Annotated in this window: 16 protein-coding genes; 5 read left to right on the top strand and 11 right to left on the bottom strand. The window is 41.8% G+C overall.

Annotation, left to right across the window (positions count from 1 at the left end; all coding sequences use genetic code 11):
* Nucleotides 1-638 precede the first annotated feature (638 nt).
* From FHS10_RS25705 to FHS10_RS25715, 3 genes are all read left to right on the top strand, one after another.
* Nucleotides 639-1,997 carry a sigma-54-dependent transcriptional regulator gene (locus tag FHS10_RS25705; RefSeq protein ID WP_259096697.1) on the top strand — a complete coding sequence of 453 codons (1,359 nt, stop codon included), beginning with the start codon at nucleotides 639-641 and terminating at the stop codon, nucleotides 1,995-1,997.
* Nucleotides 1,987-3,336 carry a sensor histidine kinase gene (locus FHS10_RS25710; protein ID WP_259096699.1) on the top strand — a complete coding sequence of 450 codons (1,350 nt, stop codon included), beginning with the start codon at nucleotides 1,987-1,989 and terminating at the stop codon, nucleotides 3,334-3,336. The genes FHS10_RS25705 and FHS10_RS25710 overlap by 11 nt, the downstream gene beginning before the upstream one ends.
* A gap of 218 nt (nucleotides 3,337-3,554) precedes the next feature.
* The gene (locus tag FHS10_RS25715) at nucleotides 3,555-4,079 is read left to right on the top strand and encodes an NADPH-dependent FMN reductase (protein ID WP_259096701.1); all 525 of its coding nucleotides are present in this window, start codon (nucleotides 3,555-3,557) and stop codon (nucleotides 4,077-4,079) included.
* A 4-nt stretch (nucleotides 4,080-4,083) separates the two neighbouring features.
* Here FHS10_RS25715 and FHS10_RS25720 read toward each other — a convergent pair whose 3' ends face one another.
* The 3 genes from FHS10_RS25720 to FHS10_RS25730 form a co-directional block, all read right to left on the bottom strand.
* A complete protein-coding gene (locus FHS10_RS25720) occupies nucleotides 4,084-4,803 on the bottom strand; it encodes a hypothetical protein (protein WP_259096703.1) in 720 nt (239 codons plus the stop codon).
* Between the two features lie 51 nt (nucleotides 4,804-4,854).
* On the bottom strand, nucleotides 4,855-5,607 hold the full coding sequence (locus FHS10_RS25725; protein ID WP_259096705.1) for a hypothetical protein: 753 nt from the start codon (nucleotides 5,605-5,607) through the stop codon (nucleotides 4,855-4,857).
* A gap of 127 nt (nucleotides 5,608-5,734) precedes the next feature.
* On the bottom strand, nucleotides 5,735-5,884 hold the full coding sequence (locus FHS10_RS25730; protein WP_259096707.1) for a hypothetical protein: 150 nt from the start codon (nucleotides 5,882-5,884) through the stop codon (nucleotides 5,735-5,737).
* Nucleotides 5,885-5,894: 10 nt separating this feature from the next.
* Here FHS10_RS25730 and htpG point away from each other — a divergent pair, with 10 nt between their 5' ends.
* On the top strand, nucleotides 5,895-7,778 hold the full coding sequence (gene htpG, locus FHS10_RS25735) for a molecular chaperone HtpG (protein WP_259096709.1): 1,884 nt from the start codon (nucleotides 5,895-5,897) through the stop codon (nucleotides 7,776-7,778).
* A gap of 72 nt (nucleotides 7,779-7,850) precedes the next feature.
* Here htpG and FHS10_RS25740 read toward each other — a convergent pair whose 3' ends face one another.
* From FHS10_RS25740 to FHS10_RS25775, 8 genes are all read right to left on the bottom strand, one after another.
* Nucleotides 7,851-8,891 carry a class I fructose-bisphosphate aldolase gene (locus FHS10_RS25740; RefSeq protein ID WP_259096711.1) on the bottom strand — a complete coding sequence of 347 codons (1,041 nt, stop codon included), beginning with the start codon at nucleotides 8,889-8,891 and terminating at the stop codon, nucleotides 7,851-7,853.
* Nucleotides 8,892-9,050: 159 nt separating this feature from the next.
* On the bottom strand, nucleotides 9,051-10,778 hold the full coding sequence (locus FHS10_RS25745) for a CocE/NonD family hydrolase (RefSeq protein ID WP_259096713.1): 1,728 nt from the start codon (nucleotides 10,776-10,778) through the stop codon (nucleotides 9,051-9,053).
* A 28-nt stretch (nucleotides 10,779-10,806) separates the two neighbouring features.
* Complete coding sequence (locus FHS10_RS25750) at nucleotides 10,807-11,505, bottom strand: LytR/AlgR family response regulator transcription factor (protein ID WP_259096715.1); 699 nt, start codon at nucleotides 11,503-11,505, stop codon at nucleotides 10,807-10,809.
* Nucleotides 11,502-12,569, bottom strand: coding sequence for a sensor histidine kinase (locus tag FHS10_RS25755; RefSeq protein ID WP_259096717.1), 1,068 nt, complete (start codon nucleotides 12,567-12,569; stop codon nucleotides 11,502-11,504). Before FHS10_RS25755 ends, FHS10_RS25750 begins: the two co-directional genes overlap by 4 nt.
* Nucleotides 12,570-12,671: 102 nt before the next feature.
* Nucleotides 12,672-14,423: a sensor histidine kinase gene (locus tag FHS10_RS25760; protein WP_259096719.1), complete on the bottom strand. Its 1,752-nt coding sequence runs from the start codon at nucleotides 14,421-14,423 to the stop codon at nucleotides 12,672-12,674.
* Nucleotides 14,424-14,503: 80 nt separating this feature from the next.
* Nucleotides 14,504-15,559, bottom strand: coding sequence for a glycosyltransferase family 4 protein (locus FHS10_RS25765; RefSeq protein WP_259096721.1), 1,056 nt, complete (start codon nucleotides 15,557-15,559; stop codon nucleotides 14,504-14,506).
* The gene (locus FHS10_RS25770; protein ID WP_259096723.1) at nucleotides 15,552-17,228 is read right to left on the bottom strand and encodes an ATP-binding cassette domain-containing protein; all 1,677 of its coding nucleotides are present in this window, start codon (nucleotides 17,226-17,228) and stop codon (nucleotides 15,552-15,554) included. Before FHS10_RS25770 ends, FHS10_RS25765 begins: the two co-directional genes overlap by 8 nt.
* 231 nt (nucleotides 17,229-17,459) lie before the next feature.
* Entirely contained in the window at nucleotides 17,460-17,990 is a 531-nt protein-coding gene (locus FHS10_RS25775) for an OmpA family protein (RefSeq protein ID WP_259096724.1), read from the bottom strand.
* A gap of 319 nt (nucleotides 17,991-18,309) precedes the next feature.
* On the opposite strand from FHS10_RS25775, the gene FHS10_RS25780 reads away from it, so the two are divergent.
* Nucleotides 18,310-19,320 (top strand): fatty acid desaturase, encoded by a 1,011-nt coding sequence (locus FHS10_RS25780; protein ID WP_259096726.1) that lies wholly within the window; start codon nucleotides 18,310-18,312, stop codon nucleotides 19,318-19,320.
* Nucleotides 19,321-19,341 lie beyond the last annotated feature (21 nt).

The following is a 19,341-nucleotide window of genomic DNA, read 5'->3' on the forward strand; positions in this document are numbered from 1 at the left end:
TGGCCCCGCTCGTGAAAGCGAATTATGGGCGCTGTTTGATCGTCTTCTGTTTTCATACACTTCTTTTTAGTGTATAGTTTTTCCCGGACGAGTCAAGAGTCAAGAGATTAGAATCAAGAGTTAAGACAGCTTCAATTAAAAAGCTGGCAGTGGGCTACTACAGACCTCGGCTGTTCGAACAGCGGGGGAGAAATTACTTTTAAAATTAAAAAGCGGACAGAAGACACCTACGGAACCGGAATATTCGGGCATGATCTATAAACACGAGACTCCGCTGGAGTCAGAAATCTATTTTCAGGCTCCGGAGGTGCCCCGTGTTTATAGTAAATGTATATCCTGATATTTGGCTCCGTCAGGTGCCTCCTTTTTAAAAGCGGTCTCCCCCGTCCATATAATCCGTTTGTGCCGCATTAATTATTAAATAACAGTATTTATATAACCAGTATTAAACTTAACTATGCAATTATGTAATTTGCAACCTTGTTTATTCAGTTCATTGATCATTGTTCATGGAAAAAAGAAATTGCTGTAACAATTGTTAAATTGCATGCGTCTGTTATCCTGTATCATTATTTATGAATCGATAACCATGAACCATTATCTATGATCCATGAACCATTAACTATGAACTATAAAAAATGATATTAAAAAAAGCTACCATTTTAATTGTTGATGATGATCCGGATGTACTTACCGCCGTTAAGCTGTTGCTTAAAACACAGGCCGGTGAAGTAATAACCGAGAAAAATCCCGAAAACCTGAACTGGCTGTTGCAAAAAAACGAGGTTGACCTGGTTTTGCTGGATATGAACTTTAACAGTGCCATTAATACCGGTAACGAGGGCCTTTACTGGCTGCGCAAGGTTAAGGACTGGAAACCCAACGTTTGCGTGATCATGATAACCGCTTATGGTGATATTGATTTGGCTGTACGGTCATTAAAAGAAGGTGCCGACGACTTTGTGGTGAAACCATGGCATAACGAAAAGCTGATAGCCACCATAAAAGAGCTGCTTGATAAAAAAGAAGGCGGCGCTAAAGTGGCTAAAGCGGCTGTAAAAAGCACTGCCGGCGATACTTCTATACTTGGAGAATCGGAAGTGATGCAGGATATTTTTTACAAGGTGAACAAGATAGCGCCTACCGATGCCAATATCCTCATCCTGGGCGAAAACGGAACCGGTAAAGATTTGATGGCCAAGGCTATTCATGAACGTTCCTTACGGGCCGATAAGCCCTTTGTAAAGGTTGATGTGGGCGCGCTTACCGATACTTTGTTTGAAAGCGAACTGTTCGGCCATAAAAAAGGTGCCTTTACTGATGCGCGGGAAGACCGTGCCGGCAGGTTTGAGGATGCACAGGGCGGCACTTTGTTTTTAGATGAGATTGGCAATATCAGCCTGCAACAGCAAGCCAAACTGCTTACCATACTGCAAAACAGGCAGGTAACACGGTTAGGAACTAACAAAGCTGTTGATGTTGATATCAGGCTCATTTGCGCTACCAACGTGCCAATGAGCGAACTGGCTAACGAAAACCGTTTCCGTAAGGATTTAATTTATCGTATAAACACGGTAGAGATCAATATGCCGCCATTGCGCCGCCGCAATGAGGATATTGTGATATTGGCCAGGCATTTTGCCAAGCTATATGCAAGCAAATACCTTAAAGCGGCTATGGATTTTGATACCCCCGCTTTGCAAAAGCTAAAATCATACAACTACCCCGGCAATGTGCGCGAATTGCAATACACCATTGAACGCGCGGTGATCATGGCCGATGAAAGCACTTTAAGGCCCGATGACCTGATATTTTCTATCCTGGAAACCGCTACAGATAATAACACCAACGATGATAATATCCAGTTAAGCACCCTGGAAAAGAATGCCATTTTAAAGGTGATTGAAAAGCACAATGGCAATATCACCCGTGCGGCTAAAGAGCTTGGCCTCACCCGCACCGCCTTATACCGAAGATTGAGCAAATATGATATTTAACCGTTACGAATGGCGGCTGCTGCTGCGCGTATTTTTAATGTTCCTGGCTTTATGTGCCGCCGCCTTTGTTACTGTTAAGGGTCAACCACTATACCTTGTTATTTTTATTCCGCTCATTATTTATTCGGTGATAGAAATGATTCGCTTTCAAAAGAAGGCGCAGGATGAGGTTAACCAGTTTGTTGAATCGATCCATTACCGCGATTTTTCGCGCCATTTTGATGTACGTAAAGCGCCTAACGAATTAAAGCCTTTGCGCAAGGGTTTTAACGATATCAACACAACCTTTAAGCTCATCAGCCGCGAACGCGAAACACAATACCATTACCTGCAAAAGATATTGGAACTGGTAGATACCGGCATTTTATCGTACGAGGAAGATACAGGTAACATTAGCTGGATCAACGAAGCTTTTAAAAAATTGCTGAGCATCCCCTACCTTAAAACTATTCAATCCTTAGAAAAAAGGGAGGCCGACCTATACCAGGAACTGATCAAACTAAAACCCGGTGAAAGTAATATCATTACCATTACCCGCAACCAGCAACTGGTTAAAATATTGATCACAGCCAGCTTAATGCGCAGCGACGAGAAGCTTTATAAGCTGATAGCTTTTCAAAACGTAAGCGAAGCGCTTGACGAAACAGAATCAAAGGCATGGTCGAAATTGTTGAATGTAATGACGCACGAGATCATGAACTCCGTAGCCCCGATCTCATCATTGGCAGATACCTTGAAAAACCGGCTGCAAAGTCCGGAGATTGCCGAAGCTATGGATGGCAGCGACCTGGAAGACCTGGAACTGGGCATTGATACCATTAAACGCCGCAGCGATGGTTTGCTTAAATTTACCGAAAGTTACCGGAGCCTCAACAAGATCACCAAACTGGACAGGGACAAAGTATTGGTGCGTAACCTGTTTGAAAACCTCAACAGCCTGATGAGGCCTACGCTGGAGAAAAAACACATTGAGCTGGAAATCATCCTGCGCGACCCTGCCCTTGCCATTGAGGCCGATATAAACCTGATAGAACAGGTGATGATTAACCTGCTGGTAAACGCAATTGAAGCCGTTAAAGACCGCGAGGAACCCCGCATCACCCTATCGGCCGAAGCGCAAAGCGGCAGCAAAACACTGGTTAAAATTACCGATAATGGTATGGGCATGCCGCATGAGCTGTTAGATAAGATCTTTATCCCTTTCTTTAGCACCAAAAAAACCGGCAGCGGTATCGGTTTGAGCCTGTGTAAGCAGATCATGCTATTGCATAAGGGTAATATCCAGGTACAGTCTACCGAGGGTAAAGGGTCATCGTTTATTTTACAGTTTGTGCCTTAGGATAAAATAATTGTTTTTAGGACTACATCTTTTAATAAAAAAATGTCATTTCGATAGAGCGAAGAAGGGGGCTTAGTAAAGGGCGAAAGAGAAATCTTATACATCTTGCAATAACCGCAAAGTCGCTCGCATAAGATTTCTCCTTACCCCAACGCACAGCCTCTCCCGTTCGTCGAAATGACAACTTTTTTTACGGATAATGTAAAACATCTTTTTAAATGACCCAACATAAAATCCTCGCCATCTCCGGCAGTTTAAGAACAGGATCAACCAATCATAATATTTTAAAATACTTAGGCGGATTGATGCCTGCGGATATTGATTATACCATTTATGATTCATTAGCATTGATCCCTCCTTTTGATCCGGGCAATGACGATGACTATCCCCCTGAGCCTGTTTTTGAAGTGAGGGAGCTTTTAAAACAGGTTGATGGTGTAATCATTTGCACGCCTGAATATGCTTTTGGTGTGCCGGGTCAGCTAAAGAATATGCTGGATTGGATGGTTTCAAGTGCCTCGTTCTCAGATAAGCCGGTCGCCCTTATCACCGCCTCCTTAGGTGGCGAAACAGCCCACGCCGCCATGCTGCTGATCCTGGGCGCGCTTAATGCCCGGGTTGCCGATGGGGCCAGGTTGAATATCTCCTTTATCCGGTCTAAAATGGATGGCGATAAAGTAGCCGATGAGGAAACAATAGCGAAATTGAATGATGTAGTGAATGCGTTTTTGAAAGCATTCTAAAACCTTACTTATTAACCGATTTTGATTTTTTTGTATAGCGATTTTTCGCGATTTGTTTGGTTGATATTTTACCTTTCGCATCAATTACACTTTTAAAAACAACGGAGTCAACAACCAGTTCCCCTACCGGACCTTTATTTGCATAACGAAATTTAGATACACGATAACTTATAATTTCATTTTTATCTAATACCGAATAACTCTCAGTTTGATAATCAGTATAACTATTGTGATCCTGCGGAAAATAAGTTGGATCATCAAGGTCAATGTAGCTTATCGCTTTTCCATTTTTGTTCAATATAATCAATCTCAAAGCGAAGTAATCATGAACTGCCCCAACTGAAACTATAATGGGCTGCAATGACCCTATTTTATTTTGCTTTGAAACAAAATGTCCCCACATTTCATCAACAGCGTAATCAACTCCGTAACCGACAGGTAAAAAAGGGGCTAACAACAGAGCGCATTGATTTTTTGAGAATAATTTCAAAGGTTTTTTACAGGTCGAGTCGCTATATTTAATAAAGATTGATGAATCTATCTTGCTCTTTCTGTCTACAAAATTCAGGTTTTTAGTGGTACTTATATTTTTATAAACGTAATTACTATCATCCAGAAGCGAAGTATCCTCAGTTACCTGAAAAACGCTTTTTTTATTTTCGCAGCTTGTTATCGAAAAGAATGCCGGAGAAAAAAGCACTACTGAAACCAGTACTTTTTTCATTTTTGAAAGCGTGAAAATTTTCATGAACTATATTTATTTAAGTGCTATACGTCATTCAATAGATATCTTGTTCTCCTGGGTAACAAAATGCTGTTTAACCGTTTGTTTGGTGTTAAAACTGCCATCTGTTTGTATCAGCGTTTTAAATACATTGGAGTCTATCTGTATATCCTTTTTCGTGGTGTCTTTATAATCAGTTTCTTCCATCCGTACGGTGGTTATTTCCCTGTTTCTTAATTTAGAGTAGCTTTTCAGGTCGAATTTCATCAGCGAATCACCGATGTCTTCCGGCCCCGGCTGCATGCCTCCATCCAGGTTATAACCATCTATGGGCTGATGCAGTTTATTTAAAATGATCATGCTTAATGAGCCGTAGTCATCGCCGGTTATCCAAACAATAATAGGCTGTAAGTCCCCTATCTTCTTTTGCTTCGATATAAAGTAAGCCGACATAAGATCCCTCGCAAACTTCGGTTTAACGTCAAGCGTTTTGCCAATGAACGGACCGATCAGCTGAAGCTTTTGAGCAACTGTAAGTTCTACGTACTTGCGGGAGTAAGAAGAGTCAGTATAGATATTGTTATCCACGCTGGTGTCGTTAGTTCTCCGGTTAATCATCTTAACATGCCTGGTATCGAGAATATTTTGATATACATAATTCTTATCATCCAAAAACGAGGTATCAATTGCCAGGGTGGTATCTTTATGAGCAGTTGCGGGAGTTTCCTTCTTTTTGTTTTTGCAACTAATTACCGAAAGTAAAGTAACCAGTAAAAACAGGTTTAGGGTTATTATTTTTTTCATGTTAAGGTTTGCCATCGGCCTGGTAAAAATAATTAAAATATTCAAAATCTATCAAAACAAGACAATGGTGTACCAAAGGATGTAGAAAGGTGTTGCAAGGGCAATAAAAAAGGTATCTCAAAGGTATTTAAAAGTGTGCCGCCGGGTTACCGCCGGTAAGGTATTTATCGGCAGGCAAAAAGCAGTTTTTTATATTCCACTGCCAATTTGACAACTTATTGATCTTTGGAACATGCATTGATGGTTGCAGGTTGTAAATCATATTTAACTCAATCATAAATAATATTATGCAAGAAAAAGGCAGTATTTCGATCCATACCGAAAACATTTTTCCGATCATTAAGAAGTTTTTATACTCAGACAACGAGATATTTTTGCGCGAGCTGGTATCAAACGCTGTCGATGCTACCCAGAAGATCAAACGCCTGGCCTCTTTAGGTCAGTACAATGGCGAACTTGGCGATCTGCGTGTTGAAGTTGCATTTGATGAGGCCAAAAAAACCATCACCATTAGCGATAATGGCCTGGGTATGACCGCCGAAGAAATTAAAAAATACATTAACCAGATAGCGTTTTCGGGCGCTACCGAGTTTATGGAAAAGTTCAAAGAAGCTAAAGATGCCAATGAGATCATCGGCCGTTTTGGTTTAGGCTTTTATTCGGCCTTCATGGTTGCCGATAAAGTTGAAATTCAAACACTTAGTTACCAGGAAGGCGCCGAACCCGCTTACTGGGTTTGCGATGGCAGCACCGAATTTGAGATCGGCGAAGGCGTTTTAGCCGAGCGTGGTACCGAGATCACCCTGTACATCAACAGCGAATCTGAGGAGTTTTTAAGCCAGTACAAGCTACAGGAAATCCTTGACAAATATTGCAAATTCCTGCCTGTGCCTATTAAATTCGGCACCAAAACAGAGCAGGAAGAAGATGGCGTTGATGAAGAAGGCAAACCAAAATACATTGATGTTCAAATAGATAACATCATCAACGATACCAACCCTATCTGGACTAAAGCTCCATCTGAATTAAAAGATCAGGATTACCTTGACTTTTACAAACAGCTTTATCCTTTCAGCGAAGACCCCTTATTCTGGATCCACCTGAACGTTGATTATCCGTTTAACTTAACAGGTGTACTATACTTCCCTAAGCTGAAAAACGATTTTGAGATCTCAAAAAATAAGATCAAACTATTTAGCCGCCAGGTGTTTATCACCGATGAGGTAAAGGACATCGTGCCCGAGTTTTTGATGCTGTTACATGGTGTTATCGATTCACCGGATATCCCGTTGAACGTATCGCGTAGCTTCTTACAGGCCGATAGCAACGTTAAAAAGATCAACAGCTATATCACCAAAAAGGTAGCTGACAAATTATCAGAACTATTTAAAGCCGACCGCAAAGCCTACGAAGAGAAATGGACTGACATTGGCTTGTTTGTAAAATATGGCCTGGTAAGCGAAGACAAGTTTTATGATAAAGCAAAAGACTTTGTTTTGGTAACCAACACCAAAAAAGAAAACTTCACTTTGCCCGAATATAAAGAGAAAGTAGAAGGTAATCAGACAGATAAAGATGGCCAGTTAGTGTATATCTACACCAATGATCCGGCTAAACAGGATTCGTTTATCCAGTCGGCTAATAAAAAAGGGTATGATATCCTGGTGATGAACTCTCCTATTGATAACCACTTTATCAGCCAGTTAGAGCAAAAATTAGAGAAAACATCATTGAAACGTGTTGATGCCGATGTTGCTGATAAACTGATCAAAAAAGATGAAGCACCTGAATCTGTTTTAACCGATGAGCAGTCAACCAAGGTTAAGGATATCTTTAACAAAGCCATTAACAAACCTGCATATAGCGTTCAGTTAGAGAGCCTTAATCCAGATGAGTTGCCTGTTACTGTAACTATGGATGAGTTTATGCGCCGTATGAAAGATATGGCAGCCATGGGCGGCGGCATGGGCTTTTACGGTAATATGCCCGATAATTACAAGGTAATTGTAAATGGTAACCACAAGCTGATCACCCGTATCTTACAGGAAGATAACGAAGAAGTGCAGGCTCAATTGTCAAAACAAGCATTTGACCTGGCGTTACTTTCACAGGGATTATTAACCGGTGCCGAACTTACTGAGTTTGTAAACCGCAGTGTTAACCTGATATAAGGTAAACACCTATAAATAATAAAAAGCCATCCGTTTTATGCGAATGGCTTTTTATTTAGAGCCTGTAAATATTTACTCCTGGAATTTGTAATCAGCACTTTCCATCTCGTGGTTGTACTTCCCTAACTTGGCGGCCCCGTTGCAGGCCACCCTATGTAATAAAGCCTGTTGCGCTTCAAGAATATTTTCGTCTTTGCCTTTCCATATCTCCAAAGCGGGTTGCTGCACAGCTCTTGAATAGGAAAAAGTAAGCCCCCAGGGCATAACATTATCAAATTGCACGTGCATCTGGTTTAATCTTTCTGAGGCCAGTTCGGCAGGTTGTCCGCCCGACAAAAACGCGATACCGGGCACTGTTGCAGGCACTGTTCTTAAAAAGCATTTTATGGTAGCTTCTGCTACCTGGTTTGCCGAAGGCTTTTCAGCGCTACCCTCGCCGGGCAGTACCATATTGGGTTTCAGGATCATGCCTTCCAGGTCAACCCTATGCTGATACAAGGCGTTAAATACAGCGTGAAGTACCTCGGTGGTTACTTCGGCACATTTCTCAAGCGAGTGACCGCCATCCATTATAACTTCCGGCTCTACAATTGGCACCAAACCAGCTTCCTGGCAAAACATGGCGTAGCGGGCCAGTGTATATGCGTTTGCTTTGATGCAGGTTGCCGAAGGAATTTCAGCACCGATAGTAATTACAGCCCGCCATTTGGCAAAACGGGCACCCCTATTGTAATAATTTTTTAGGCGATCACCCAAACCATCCAGGCCTTCAGTGATTTTTTCGCCGGGGAACCCTACCATAGGTATGGCTCCCTCATCAACCTTTATTCCTGGAATAATCCCGTTTCGTTGCAGAATATTCACGAATGGCGTACCGTCATCAGCGCTTTGCTTAATGGTTTCATCAAACAATATTGCGCCACTTATATATCTACCCAAACCGGGTGTATTTACGATAAGATCGCGGTATTTACGGCGATATTCCTCTGTTTGGGGGATACCAACTTCTTCAAAACGTTTGTTACAGGTATGGGTACTTTCATCCATAGCCAACAAACCTTTATTATCGCGCATTAGCTGACCGGCAATGTCCTTAAGTGTAGTGGTGCTCATAAATACGAATGGTTAAAACGTATAGCAAGAACGCTGCTAATTGCCACTTGTTTTAAGCATTTTTAATTCATTGCCTTGTGTTGACAAAAATGGACTTATAAACAATTATTCCCAATAGAAATTGGGTTAGGATACGTTTTAATTGGCAATAATAAAGCCTTACCTTGATACCGGTACCTCAATGAAACTATTATTATACCATTTTACATTCAAAGGGATTTGGGCATCGGCTATGCTTTCGGTACTTACATCTTTACCCGTGCCATAATTGATTTGGCAAAACCGGTTTTTATTTACGTTGATCACAACCACCAGTCTGCTCCCTTTTTGCAATTGCCTGCTTACTATTTTGGTATTACTAAACGGCAATGTAGTTATTTTGCCCGGTTGTAGTAATTTGCGATGACTGATATCCCACGAATAACTTGCCCGTCCTACAAAATAAGTAAGCTCAAAATATTCGCCGTTAGGCATCATTTCATATAATACTACGCTATAATCAAAATCTTTTTTGTTGATGGAAGCCGTAAGCCGGCCGATGAACGCACCGTTTACTATCAGCGCTTGTTTTAAACTATCGCTTACAAAAGTGAAGCCGTTACTGCTGATATCTTTTTGAATAATGGGGTATGGATAAGCAAACGTGTTCATGGTAGTGCGATCTGCAAAATCAACCTCCTGTTCCAAGCTGGTAAGTTGCGCGGGCTTTTGTGCCGATAGTTTAAACTGGTCGTCCTTTTTAACGTTGCTGAGGTAAAGTCTGAGCATGCTGTTATGCATTTTATCTAATGATGGCGCATGCCCCCAGCGATTGGCCCCCATCACTTCATAACTGATCCTGCCTTTTAAAATGTCAGGCTTTTTCCCGTTTTTCATAATGTAATCAAACCATTCAAAAGTGATCCTTTTGGTATCGATAAGCGCTACAGAATCAACAACATAATCGCGCAGGTTGGCTACTCCTCCTCTTTGTGCACCGAAATGATCATAAGGGCCCAATATCACATAGTAATTTGCTTTGGGGTTGTATTTAGCCAACTGGCGGATGTAATAAAGCCCGGAGGTTTGCCCGTCATCATAATAGCCATCAAACGCCAACACGGGGATATTGATCTTTGCATATTCGTGGCCATATGGAATTGTAGATTGCCAGTAACTATCAAAACCGGGATGCTTTAGCCAACGTTGCAGCCAGGGATTGGGGGCATGGTCAACACTGTCTATCCTATTATAGGCTGCTCCGCTTTGATACCAGTTAGTTTGGAGGTTTTGCCAGCGCTCCTGGTTATTATAAGTGGCGGTATCCAGGTATTTGTTGTTAGTAACGTAAAAGGCCCAACCGTAATTGGCATTCAGGAATACGTTATTTTCCATGGGCAAACCCATCCCGGGTATCGCCGAAACATAAGGAACAATGGTTTTAAGTGCCGGGTGAACTTTATATTTAAGCCCTGCCCATTGCGCAAAGCCCGAATAACTACCGCCATACATCCCTATTTTATGATTACTCCAGGGCTGTTTACTTATCCAGTCTATTACCTCATATACGTCTGTTGCATCGTTTTCGTAGGGGGCAACCCCATCCAGACTAAGCCGTTTACCCCGCACATCGGCAACAACGCCTACATAGCCATGATCGGCGGAGTATTTTGCTTCGGCTAAACTCCTTTTGGTATCAGAATAAATAAATACAAACAGCGCAGCAGGTTGCGGGCCAGTCATATCGCGTCTGCGTATAACTACGGCCGAGAGTGTATGCCCCTGCGGCGTTTTTATAAACACGCTATCGTTAATAATGTACTTTTCCTTATCGGGCTGAGGCAAATTTTGAGCATAAAGTGTTACACACCGGCTTATGATAGCCAGTAAAAGGAATAATTTTTTCATGATGATCTGTTTTGGTTGAAACGGCGTATTACAATCCGTTTAGGGTTTTAAATTTTACCGATTGCCTTTCAGATACTTCCAGCAACTCACCGGTTTTAAGGCTGATGCTTAGTTTACCGCCGGGCAATGGGGTAACTTGTTTAATAAAAGTTGTGTTGATGATCTGCGCCCGGTTAATTCTGAAAAATATAACTGCGTCCAGCTTTTTTTCCAGTTGATTTAAGGAGCGTTTGATGTAAGTTTTTTGATCGTTAAAATATAAGCGGGCGTAATTGTCCATTGATTCAATAAGGTACAACTCGCTCAATTTTATAAAATGACATTTATCTCCGTCTTTAACAAAGATCTGCTGACTAGCGCCGGAGGAACTTAACTTATGCCTTACCTTTTCAATTGCCTTTGCAAAACGTTCGTCGCGTACCGGTTTTACAAGATAATCAAGGACGTTTGCCTCAAAGGCTTTTACGGCATATTGGTCAAATGCCGTAACAAATATTACTTCGGGTACCGGGTTGATGGTTTCCAGAAGATCAAATCCAGATTCGCCGGGCATTTGTACATCCAGTAAAAGCAAATCGGGCTTTTTTAAATTAACCATTTGCCGGGCTTCACCGGCATTACAGGCTTCGCCCACAATTTCAAGATCAGGGAAATTTGCTATCGTGCGCTTCACTTCGGCCCTTGCCAGGCGCTCATCATCTACAATTAATACTCGGATCTTCTTCATGATACCTGTATTTTAATGGTCGATAAAACCCGTTCGCCTGGTAATTGAATGATCGTAAATGATCCCTTGCTCCGATATTGTAGTTCCAATCGCTCCCTTAGGTTTTTTAAGCCCAGGCCAGTAGCTGTATTAAGGCCGTTTAATCGGCCGGTATTTTCAACACATATGGTAATATATCCCTGTTCGGCAGTTACCACAATACTAATTTTACCGCCATTTTTTTGCTGCGCGATGCCGTGTTTAATGGCATTCTCAACCAGGGTTTGGATACTTAAGGGCAGGATCTTGCAGTCGTTAACATGTTCATCTACCTTTACCAATATCTGTAAGCGATCTTCGTAACGGATCATTTCCAGTTCAAGATAATCATTCACCAGGTTCATTTCATCGCTCAAGGGGATAAGGCCTTTGTTGTTGCCATATAATGAGTTTCTCAATAAATCTGATAACAAATCAATAGCCCTGCGCGCCTTTGACGGATTAGTGCTTACCAGCGCTTTAACACTATTGAGCGAATTGAAAAAGAAATGAGGGTTTAATTGCGCCGATAACTGCTGTAACTGCGCTTCGTGGGCTACCATCTGCAAACGGGCATTATCCTTTGCGATACTAATTTCCATAACCGCATAATGATATAAATGAAAAGCCAGTAACCATATAGCCATCAGCCGAATCCCGGTAGCCGAAATGATGAGATAATTTTCGATGAAAAACTGCTTTAGGCTTTCATCAAACGAGTAGCTGAAATATATCCTTATGGCATACAGCTTCCATATTACCAGTAACATGTACAGCAGGCCCATTAAAATTACTGCTGGTATTAAACGTATGGGCATATCTTGAATACGAAGCTTTATCCAACCCAGCCTATGGGCAAATACGTGATAAGCATGCGTAACTCCAATACCGATGATGATATCCAATACAAAATGAACAAAAGCCAACAATATATTGAAATTTTGCGGCGACTGCACCCATGCCAAAAACGCCCAATATGTTGCCGCTGCCGACCAGCCTATGAGCTGACATATCCAATAAAGTGATATTTTTTTTTCGGGTTTCAATTTGAATGATTTGCCTGGTTAACAAAACAAACCAACAAAATCTATTCGGTATTATAAAGAGAAAATACAGCGGCGCGGGGATTTGGGGATAAACGGCCCTTTTTATACCAAAACAGGGCTTGTGTTTATACCAACAGGCAATGTAAAATAAAAACGGCTTCCCTTACCAGGTACGCTTTCTACCCCGATATGCCCTTTATTTTTTTCAACAAACTCCTGGCAAAGCATTAAACCAAGGCCGGTGCCTTGTTCATTAACCGTACCACGAGTGGTAAAATTTCCTAATGCAAATATACGGGTCAGGTTTTCTTTGCTTATCCCTACGCCGGTATCTTCTACACTGATGATCAGTTCACTATTTGACATCTCGGCTTTGATATAAATATAATCGCCACTACGGCAAAACTTAATAGCATTATTAACCAGGTTCCGTAGCACCGCCTGTATCATATCTTCATCGGCGTAAGCAAATGTTAGCTCTTTAACCTGGTTATGGATTACAACTTCCTTTTCATCAGCACTGCGCTGAAAAAGACCAAGCAGATGCTCCGCAGCCAGGTAAAGATCAAAACTTACCGGGTTTATGGTGGCACCGCCCAATTGGCTTTTCGCCCAAAAAAGCAGGTTATCTACCAACCCCGATGTATAGGTAATGTTTCTTGACAGTTCGGGCAGCATCGATACAAATTCTGCCTGACTTAAGTCGCCACTTTCTATCAAATAGATCATATCACCTAAATTGATCATAGGGGTGCGCAGGTCATGTGCTATGATAGAGAACAACCGGTCTTTCAGTTGATTTAGCTCTTCCAGTTTTTGCTCGTTCTGTTTACGTTCGGTAATATCTCTGAATAAAAATACATTGCCACTGTAAATAGTACGTTTTTCAAACAAAGGGGTAACCGTTACAGCATAAAAACGCGTTTGCTCCTGTTCTTTCCTGCTAATCTCTAATTGATAATTTTCGGGCCAGTTTTCGGCTTGTTTAAACAGGTCCATATCAATAAAAAGCTCATCAATATGATTGCCTATATAGGATGCCCGCTGCGCATCAAGCAATTTTTTCATTCTCGGGTTAAGGTCAATGATCATCCCGTTCAAATCGGTAACCAGGATACCTTCCTGCAATGCTTCAATGATCTTTTCGCGGGCAATGGGCACAATATCAAACAAACGGAACCGCAATAAACCAACACCAATAACCAGCGATGTGGCGATGAAAGCAAAGGGTGTAAGATCAAGATATTTAAACGGGCGAATATGTAGCAAGTAAATGAGGTTTACAACCCAGGGAAACATAGCGCCAACCAATATGATCCTGTTCTGTCGCCTAAGAATACCTTCGGCTTTTTTGAATTTGGCAACAATCATCCAAAAACCCCAGGCCAGCATGGCGTAAAAGAAAAGCGTGTGCACACGGTACCACCAACCTGGTGTAATATCTAGTAAAGGAAACGGCCCGTTATTGGCTACTTTGACAGTCGCGTATTGTAAGCCCCAGGCACCTGTCCATTTAAAAATGAGCGTTAAAGCAGGTTCTAAAAAGATGAGGGCCATCCCCCATATGCTAAGCCAGTTTTCTCTTCCGGTAAACCGCATCACAAATATTATCCACAGGCTTGGCAGCGTGGCCACACCAATGTATTCCAGATGGGTAAACATTACCATGGTTTGCAAGTTATTGCTACTTAGTTCAAAACTATAGGTAATGGCCCAAATGGCGGTTGCCAGTATAATACTACCAAACCAACGTACGGCACCGCCCAGTTTTTGAAAAACAGCAATACCTACGCCAAAGCTCACCAACCCGGTGATGAGTAGTGTTAAAGCAAAAATATTATCCGGTAAGTGCATAATGAGGGAGGGCAATAAGCTTTTTCCGGCATTTATACGGATGGATGGCCACAGGGTTCAAATTTTATGCAATTTATGTGTTAGCTGACAAACAACGATGCAACCTGCCGGGCTATGCCCTGCATAGAATTAACCAACACCGGTTGATGTTTGAGAGATTTATCATGTAGCAAGGCGGCTATCATAGCTGGCAAATCTTCGGCATTATCTGGAATATGATGCTGCGCAGGGCGTACATCCATCGGTTTTACCAGGCTAACCACATGTGCGCCCGCGTAAAGGGCTTCATTCAATACCACGCCATAACCTTCATAGTTGGAGGTATGCAAAAGCACTTTAGACCGTTGCATCAACGCCAATACCTGCCGATGAGGTAGTTCTCCTTTCAGCTCAACATTATTTTCGAGACCAAGCCTGTTTATTTGATTTTGCAGATTTTCCATTTCGGGCCCTTTGCCGCAAATGACAGCTTTGATATCCGGAAAATCGTTTGCTATACTTTTAATTACGTTGATAAACAAACTGTATTGTTTTAGTGGGATCAATGACCCGGCCCCCATAATGTCAATGTCGCGCGCTCGGGCATTTTTCTCAAAAATGGAGGTATCAATACCCACGGGGATCACGTGCCGGGGCTTAATGTTATAATTGAGATAAAACTCTTTTGCCAAAAAATCAGATAGGGCTATAACAGATCCAGGCATGGGCCTCACCTGGTCAACATAATGATTTCCCGCTTTAGCATCCTGGCCAAGCAGCCAGCAGTAATGCAGCAGGTTATTCCGCTTGGCAAACTTGTTGGCAACCAAGGCACACTCACCCATCCAAAAGCTTAGTAAGCCTGTTATTTCGTAATCTCGTGCTATCTTTTTCAATGCCTTAAATGCACGCTGCCAGGTAAGCAGCCGGTAAATCCGCCCCCGCCCCTTACCTGCCAGCGCTATTATTTCGGCACCGTACCAAAAGTAGCGGGATGCTTTAAATGGGTACTGAAAACTGATCACCATAATATTCAGTTCGGGGTTATCCTGCTGAAGTGTTCGCACAAAAATTTGCTGTAAGGGCAGGCAGGCGGTGTCGTCGCCATCGGCCGGGAAACCCGGACTTAATATAATCAGTGCTTTAGGTTTAATCATTCAGGGGTATTATTTTGTTGCAGTAAGCCAGGCTTGCTACATTGTGTGTAATAAAAATGACCATCTTACCCTGCGCCATTGCTAACTCTTTTAATTGACACAGGATAGCTTCTTCGGCCTGCTGGTCTAACTCGCCAAAAGCTTCATCCAATATCAACAGATCGAAATCATGGTACAGCGCCCTTGCCATAACGATGCGCTGCCGCTGGCCGCCGCTTAAGTTTTTGCCATTTTCGCGGATGACTGTATTCAATCCTTCGGGGTAGTTGATTAAAAGTTGATCGAGACCGCAAAAAGCAAATGCCTCACGCAGTTTATCGGGGTTATAGCCATCATCGCTCAGGGTAATATTTTTGAGGATTGTATCATGAATAAGATATGTTTGTTGCTTTATGTAAGCTATATTTTTCCAGTGTAATTTTCTTTTTTCTGTATCCAGGGTACGTTCGTTAATATAGATATACCCGGCATCAGGAGTTAAAAAGCCCAATAATAAATTAATTATAGTGGTCTTTCCCTTGCCAGAAGCTGCCGAGATACCGACAAAATCGCCGGGATTAATCTCAAAGTTGACACCGTTGAGCACCTGCTGATCTTTATAACTGAACCGTACGTTGTGGAATCTGATAGAACTAATAGGCTGTGGTATATTGATCAGCTCGCTTTTTATCTGGCAATCTGTTTCTTTAATTTTGAGCAGATCATTTAACGTAAATTCGTAGGTTTTTATCTGACCGCCACTATTCAAGATTTTGATAATACCCGGAATGATCTTGTATGCCGCTGCCATAAAAACCCCAATGGTAAACAGATCCACAACCGGTTCATGCGCCGACCATTTGTTGATTAACACCAGGATAAAAAAACCTAAAATAGCAAATACCTCTACCATGCGCGATGGCAAGCTTAACAGCGTTTGCTGGCCTGCAATATTGTTGTTCAATTGCTGCTGATAGCTGCCATAGCGATTAGCCAGGAAACTGGTTTTATCGTAAATATTACTTTCAACAAAGCCCGATAAGGATTCCTGTAAATGCTGGATACTTTTTTCGCTGGTTAATTTTATTTGTTCGCGGATGTGTTTTGATCCTCTCCTGAGAAAATAGGCCAGTAAAATTACAGGGGGCACCAGCAATACTAACAACAACAAAAACAATAAGGGCCGATAGAGTAAGATTGCCCCTATAGTAAATGCGATAAGGATAGCTTGCGAAATAATTTGCTGTACATTATTCAAGATATAATGACTAAACTCGATGGGCTGCTGACTGATTTGCCGGATATGGATGGATGAATCCACATTAACAAAATCAGCATAATCGCCTTTGAGATATTGTACTATATTCCTGTTAGATAAGCGCGTAGCCACATCATAAAAAAAGTGATGCTGAAAACGCGTAATCAAATAACCGAGCAGGTTTTTAAAGCAGAAAAGTATAAGGAAGATGCCTATTGGTAAAAGCGTATTGTTATTAAGCCAGGCGGCAGGGAGTAAAATATGGTGTTTTATAGACGCGCCACTGGTATAAAGCCCGATGACGATAAGCAGCATCCCCAAAAAGGCAATATCCAGCACGTTAATCAACAAATCGGACAGGATGAGCCTGTACAACCTGTTTTTTTCGCGGGTATTAAGGAGGGTCAAAATCCCTTTAATAATATGCTTCAAAGCGCCTGTTAAAGTGTAGTTATTACTTTAAACATTACGCTCCGGCGTGCACAATGGTTGCCTATTTAAATGCTCATAGTTGATAGATCATGGTTCATAGCAGCGATGAGGCGATTTTAAATAAAAATGGCTCGAAAACCTGAGTTCTCGTATGAACTCTGGTCTTCGAGCCACATTTGGTATAAATGACCTTTCGTCTATGATCTATGAACCATCAACTATGAACTAAAACTAATTAAGTTTTATCTCAACCCTACGGTTCAATACACGTCCTTCTTCAGTCGCGTTATCAGCAATTGGTTTGCTTTCGCCGTAGCCTTTAACTGTTAAATTATCAACGCTGATGCCGCTGTTAACTAAATATGTTTTTACCGAGTTGGCGCGTTCAACTGATAATTCCATATTGCGTTGGTCGGTACCTTCGGCAGATGAGTTTCCATTCAATATGAATTTTACAGTCGCGTCTTTTTTCATTTCAATAACTGCCGCGTCTAAAGCCTGGTACGACCCGGTTTTTAACACTGCCGAATTAAACTCAAACTGAATATTGCTGAAATTATAATTTGGCTTTACCGGCGCTGGTGGAGGTGTCTGAGCCGGGGCCGGTGCAGGCGGTGGAGTTGGTTTTGGCGCAGGCGCATACATTTTCTCTGTCTCAACAGGTGCTGGTTTCTCGGCTAATTTTTTTGCTTTACAAGCAGGTAAAGCTAAAGCTGCGGCCGCTATTAATAATACGAAAGAAGATGTTTTTAGAATTTTCATTGCTGAGTTTGTTTTTTGGGTAAACATAAAAAATATTGGTTATTTAAGCCTAAACCAAAGCAACCTAATTATAAATAAAGGGATAAAATGACAATTTATTTCAGTTTTGCCGCTCCTCTCCCATGCTGCCAGTTAAAACGACAATTTATCGGCCTAAGTATTCCCTGCCTTACTCCTGTTTTACTGGAAAACTATTTTAAGCATCACCAAATCACCATATAACGCTGTATTTTAAGTATTTATACGCAAACTTTAGCGTACAACTACTGGGAATATTTTGTAAATATTTATGTTATTTAGTATATCTAAACAACACACTATGAAAGCCGAAACCCCTTTTGAGCCTATCGATACACCGGATATTCATTTTTTGCGCCGGATAGAAGTTTTGAAAAAACATCCCGAAGTAAAGCAACTGATGGGTTATGATCCATGGGCCGCTGTGTTAACGTTTTTTATTGTAGCCGGGCAAATTAGCTTTGCCTGGAGTGTGAGCGTTTGGTTTCCCTCATTCGGCGCGTACTGGTGGCAAATCATATTATTATCTTATGTGGTTGGCGGTACAATGAACCATTGGTCGGCTATGGCCGTGCATGAGATGGCCCACAACCTTATGCTTAAAACACCGGCGCAAAACAAGGCTTTGGCAATTTTCGCCAATATTCCGGTATTAGTGCCGGGTGCCATTGCTTTCCGAACACATCATATGAAACACCACTCCCATCTGGGTATTGAACAGGTGGACAATGACTTCCCCAGTCATTGGGAAGTTAAAATGGTAGGTAAATCGGGTATTCGCAAGTTTATCTGGTTATTCTTTTATATCTTTTTCCTGTTTTTGGTACGCGGTTTTGATACCAAGCCAACCCGCTGGGAATGGGCCAATATTATCACACTGATTATCACCGATGTGTTGATCTTTGTTTTTCTGGGTAAAATAGCCATCATTTACCTTTTCCTTTCAACCTTGTGGGGTTTTAGCCTGCACCCCGCCGCCGGGCATTTTATTCACGAACATTTTATTTTTGAAGAAGGACAGGAAACCAACTCCTACTACGGCTGGCTCAACTGGGTTTGCTTTAATGTGGGCTACCATAACGAGCATCATGATATTATGAACATTCCCGGCCGCTTTTTGCCTAAATATTACCGCATTACCAAAGAATTTTACCAGCACCTGGATTCCACCCATTCCTGGACACGTATGTTTTATGATTTTATTACCAAACCCAACCTGGGTGCCGATAAGCGCTATGTACGCACCGAACAAATACGGAAACAAGGTATCAAAATGGCCGAAGCCATGAAAAGGGATAAAGAATTAGCTTAGCGGTGTTACAAATTAAATAAA

The organism is Mucilaginibacter dorajii (assembly GCF_024808255.1).
Taxonomy (GTDB): Bacteria; Bacteroidota; Bacteroidia; order Sphingobacteriales; family Sphingobacteriaceae; genus Mucilaginibacter; species Mucilaginibacter dorajii.

What these genes read in the sequence shown, in the direction of transcription:
- FHS10_RS25705 (WP_259096697.1), top strand. Translation starts at nt 639, where the DNA reads ATGATATTAAAAAAAGCTACCATTTTAATTGTTGATGATGATCCGGAT.
- FHS10_RS25710 (WP_259096699.1), top strand. Translation starts at nt 1,987, where the DNA reads ATGATATTTAACCGTTACGAATGGCGGCTGCTGCTGCGCGTATTTTTA.
- FHS10_RS25715 (WP_259096701.1), top strand. Translation starts at nt 3,555, where the DNA reads ATGACCCAACATAAAATCCTCGCCATCTCCGGCAGTTTAAGAACAGGA.
- FHS10_RS25720 (WP_259096703.1), bottom strand. Translation starts at nt 4,803, where the DNA reads ATGAAAAAAGTACTGGTTTCAGTAGTGCTTTTTTCTCCGGCATTCTTT.
- FHS10_RS25725 (WP_259096705.1), bottom strand. Translation starts at nt 5,607, where the DNA reads ATGAAAAAAATAATAACCCTAAACCTGTTTTTACTGGTTACTTTACTT.
- FHS10_RS25730 (WP_259096707.1), bottom strand. Translation starts at nt 5,884, where the DNA reads ATGATTGAGTTAAATATGATTTACAACCTGCAACCATCAATGCATGTT.
- htpG (WP_259096709.1), top strand. Translation starts at nt 5,895, where the DNA reads ATGCAAGAAAAAGGCAGTATTTCGATCCATACCGAAAACATTTTTCCG.
- FHS10_RS25740 (WP_259096711.1), bottom strand. Translation starts at nt 8,891, where the DNA reads ATGAGCACCACTACACTTAAGGACATTGCCGGTCAGCTAATGCGCGAT.
- FHS10_RS25745 (WP_259096713.1), bottom strand. Translation starts at nt 10,778, where the DNA reads ATGAAAAAATTATTCCTTTTACTGGCTATCATAAGCCGGTGTGTAACA.
- FHS10_RS25750 (WP_259096715.1), bottom strand. Translation starts at nt 11,505, where the DNA reads ATGAAGAAGATCCGAGTATTAATTGTAGATGATGAGCGCCTGGCAAGG.
- FHS10_RS25760 (WP_259096719.1), bottom strand. Translation starts at nt 14,423, where the DNA reads ATGCACTTACCGGATAATATTTTTGCTTTAACACTACTCATCACCGGG.
- FHS10_RS25765 (WP_259096721.1), bottom strand. Translation starts at nt 15,559, where the DNA reads ATGATTAAACCTAAAGCACTGATTATATTAAGTCCGGGTTTCCCGGCC.
- FHS10_RS25775 (WP_259096724.1), bottom strand. Translation starts at nt 17,990, where the DNA reads ATGAAAATTCTAAAAACATCTTCTTTCGTATTATTAATAGCGGCCGCA.
- FHS10_RS25780 (WP_259096726.1), top strand. Translation starts at nt 18,310, where the DNA reads ATGAAAGCCGAAACCCCTTTTGAGCCTATCGATACACCGGATATTCAT.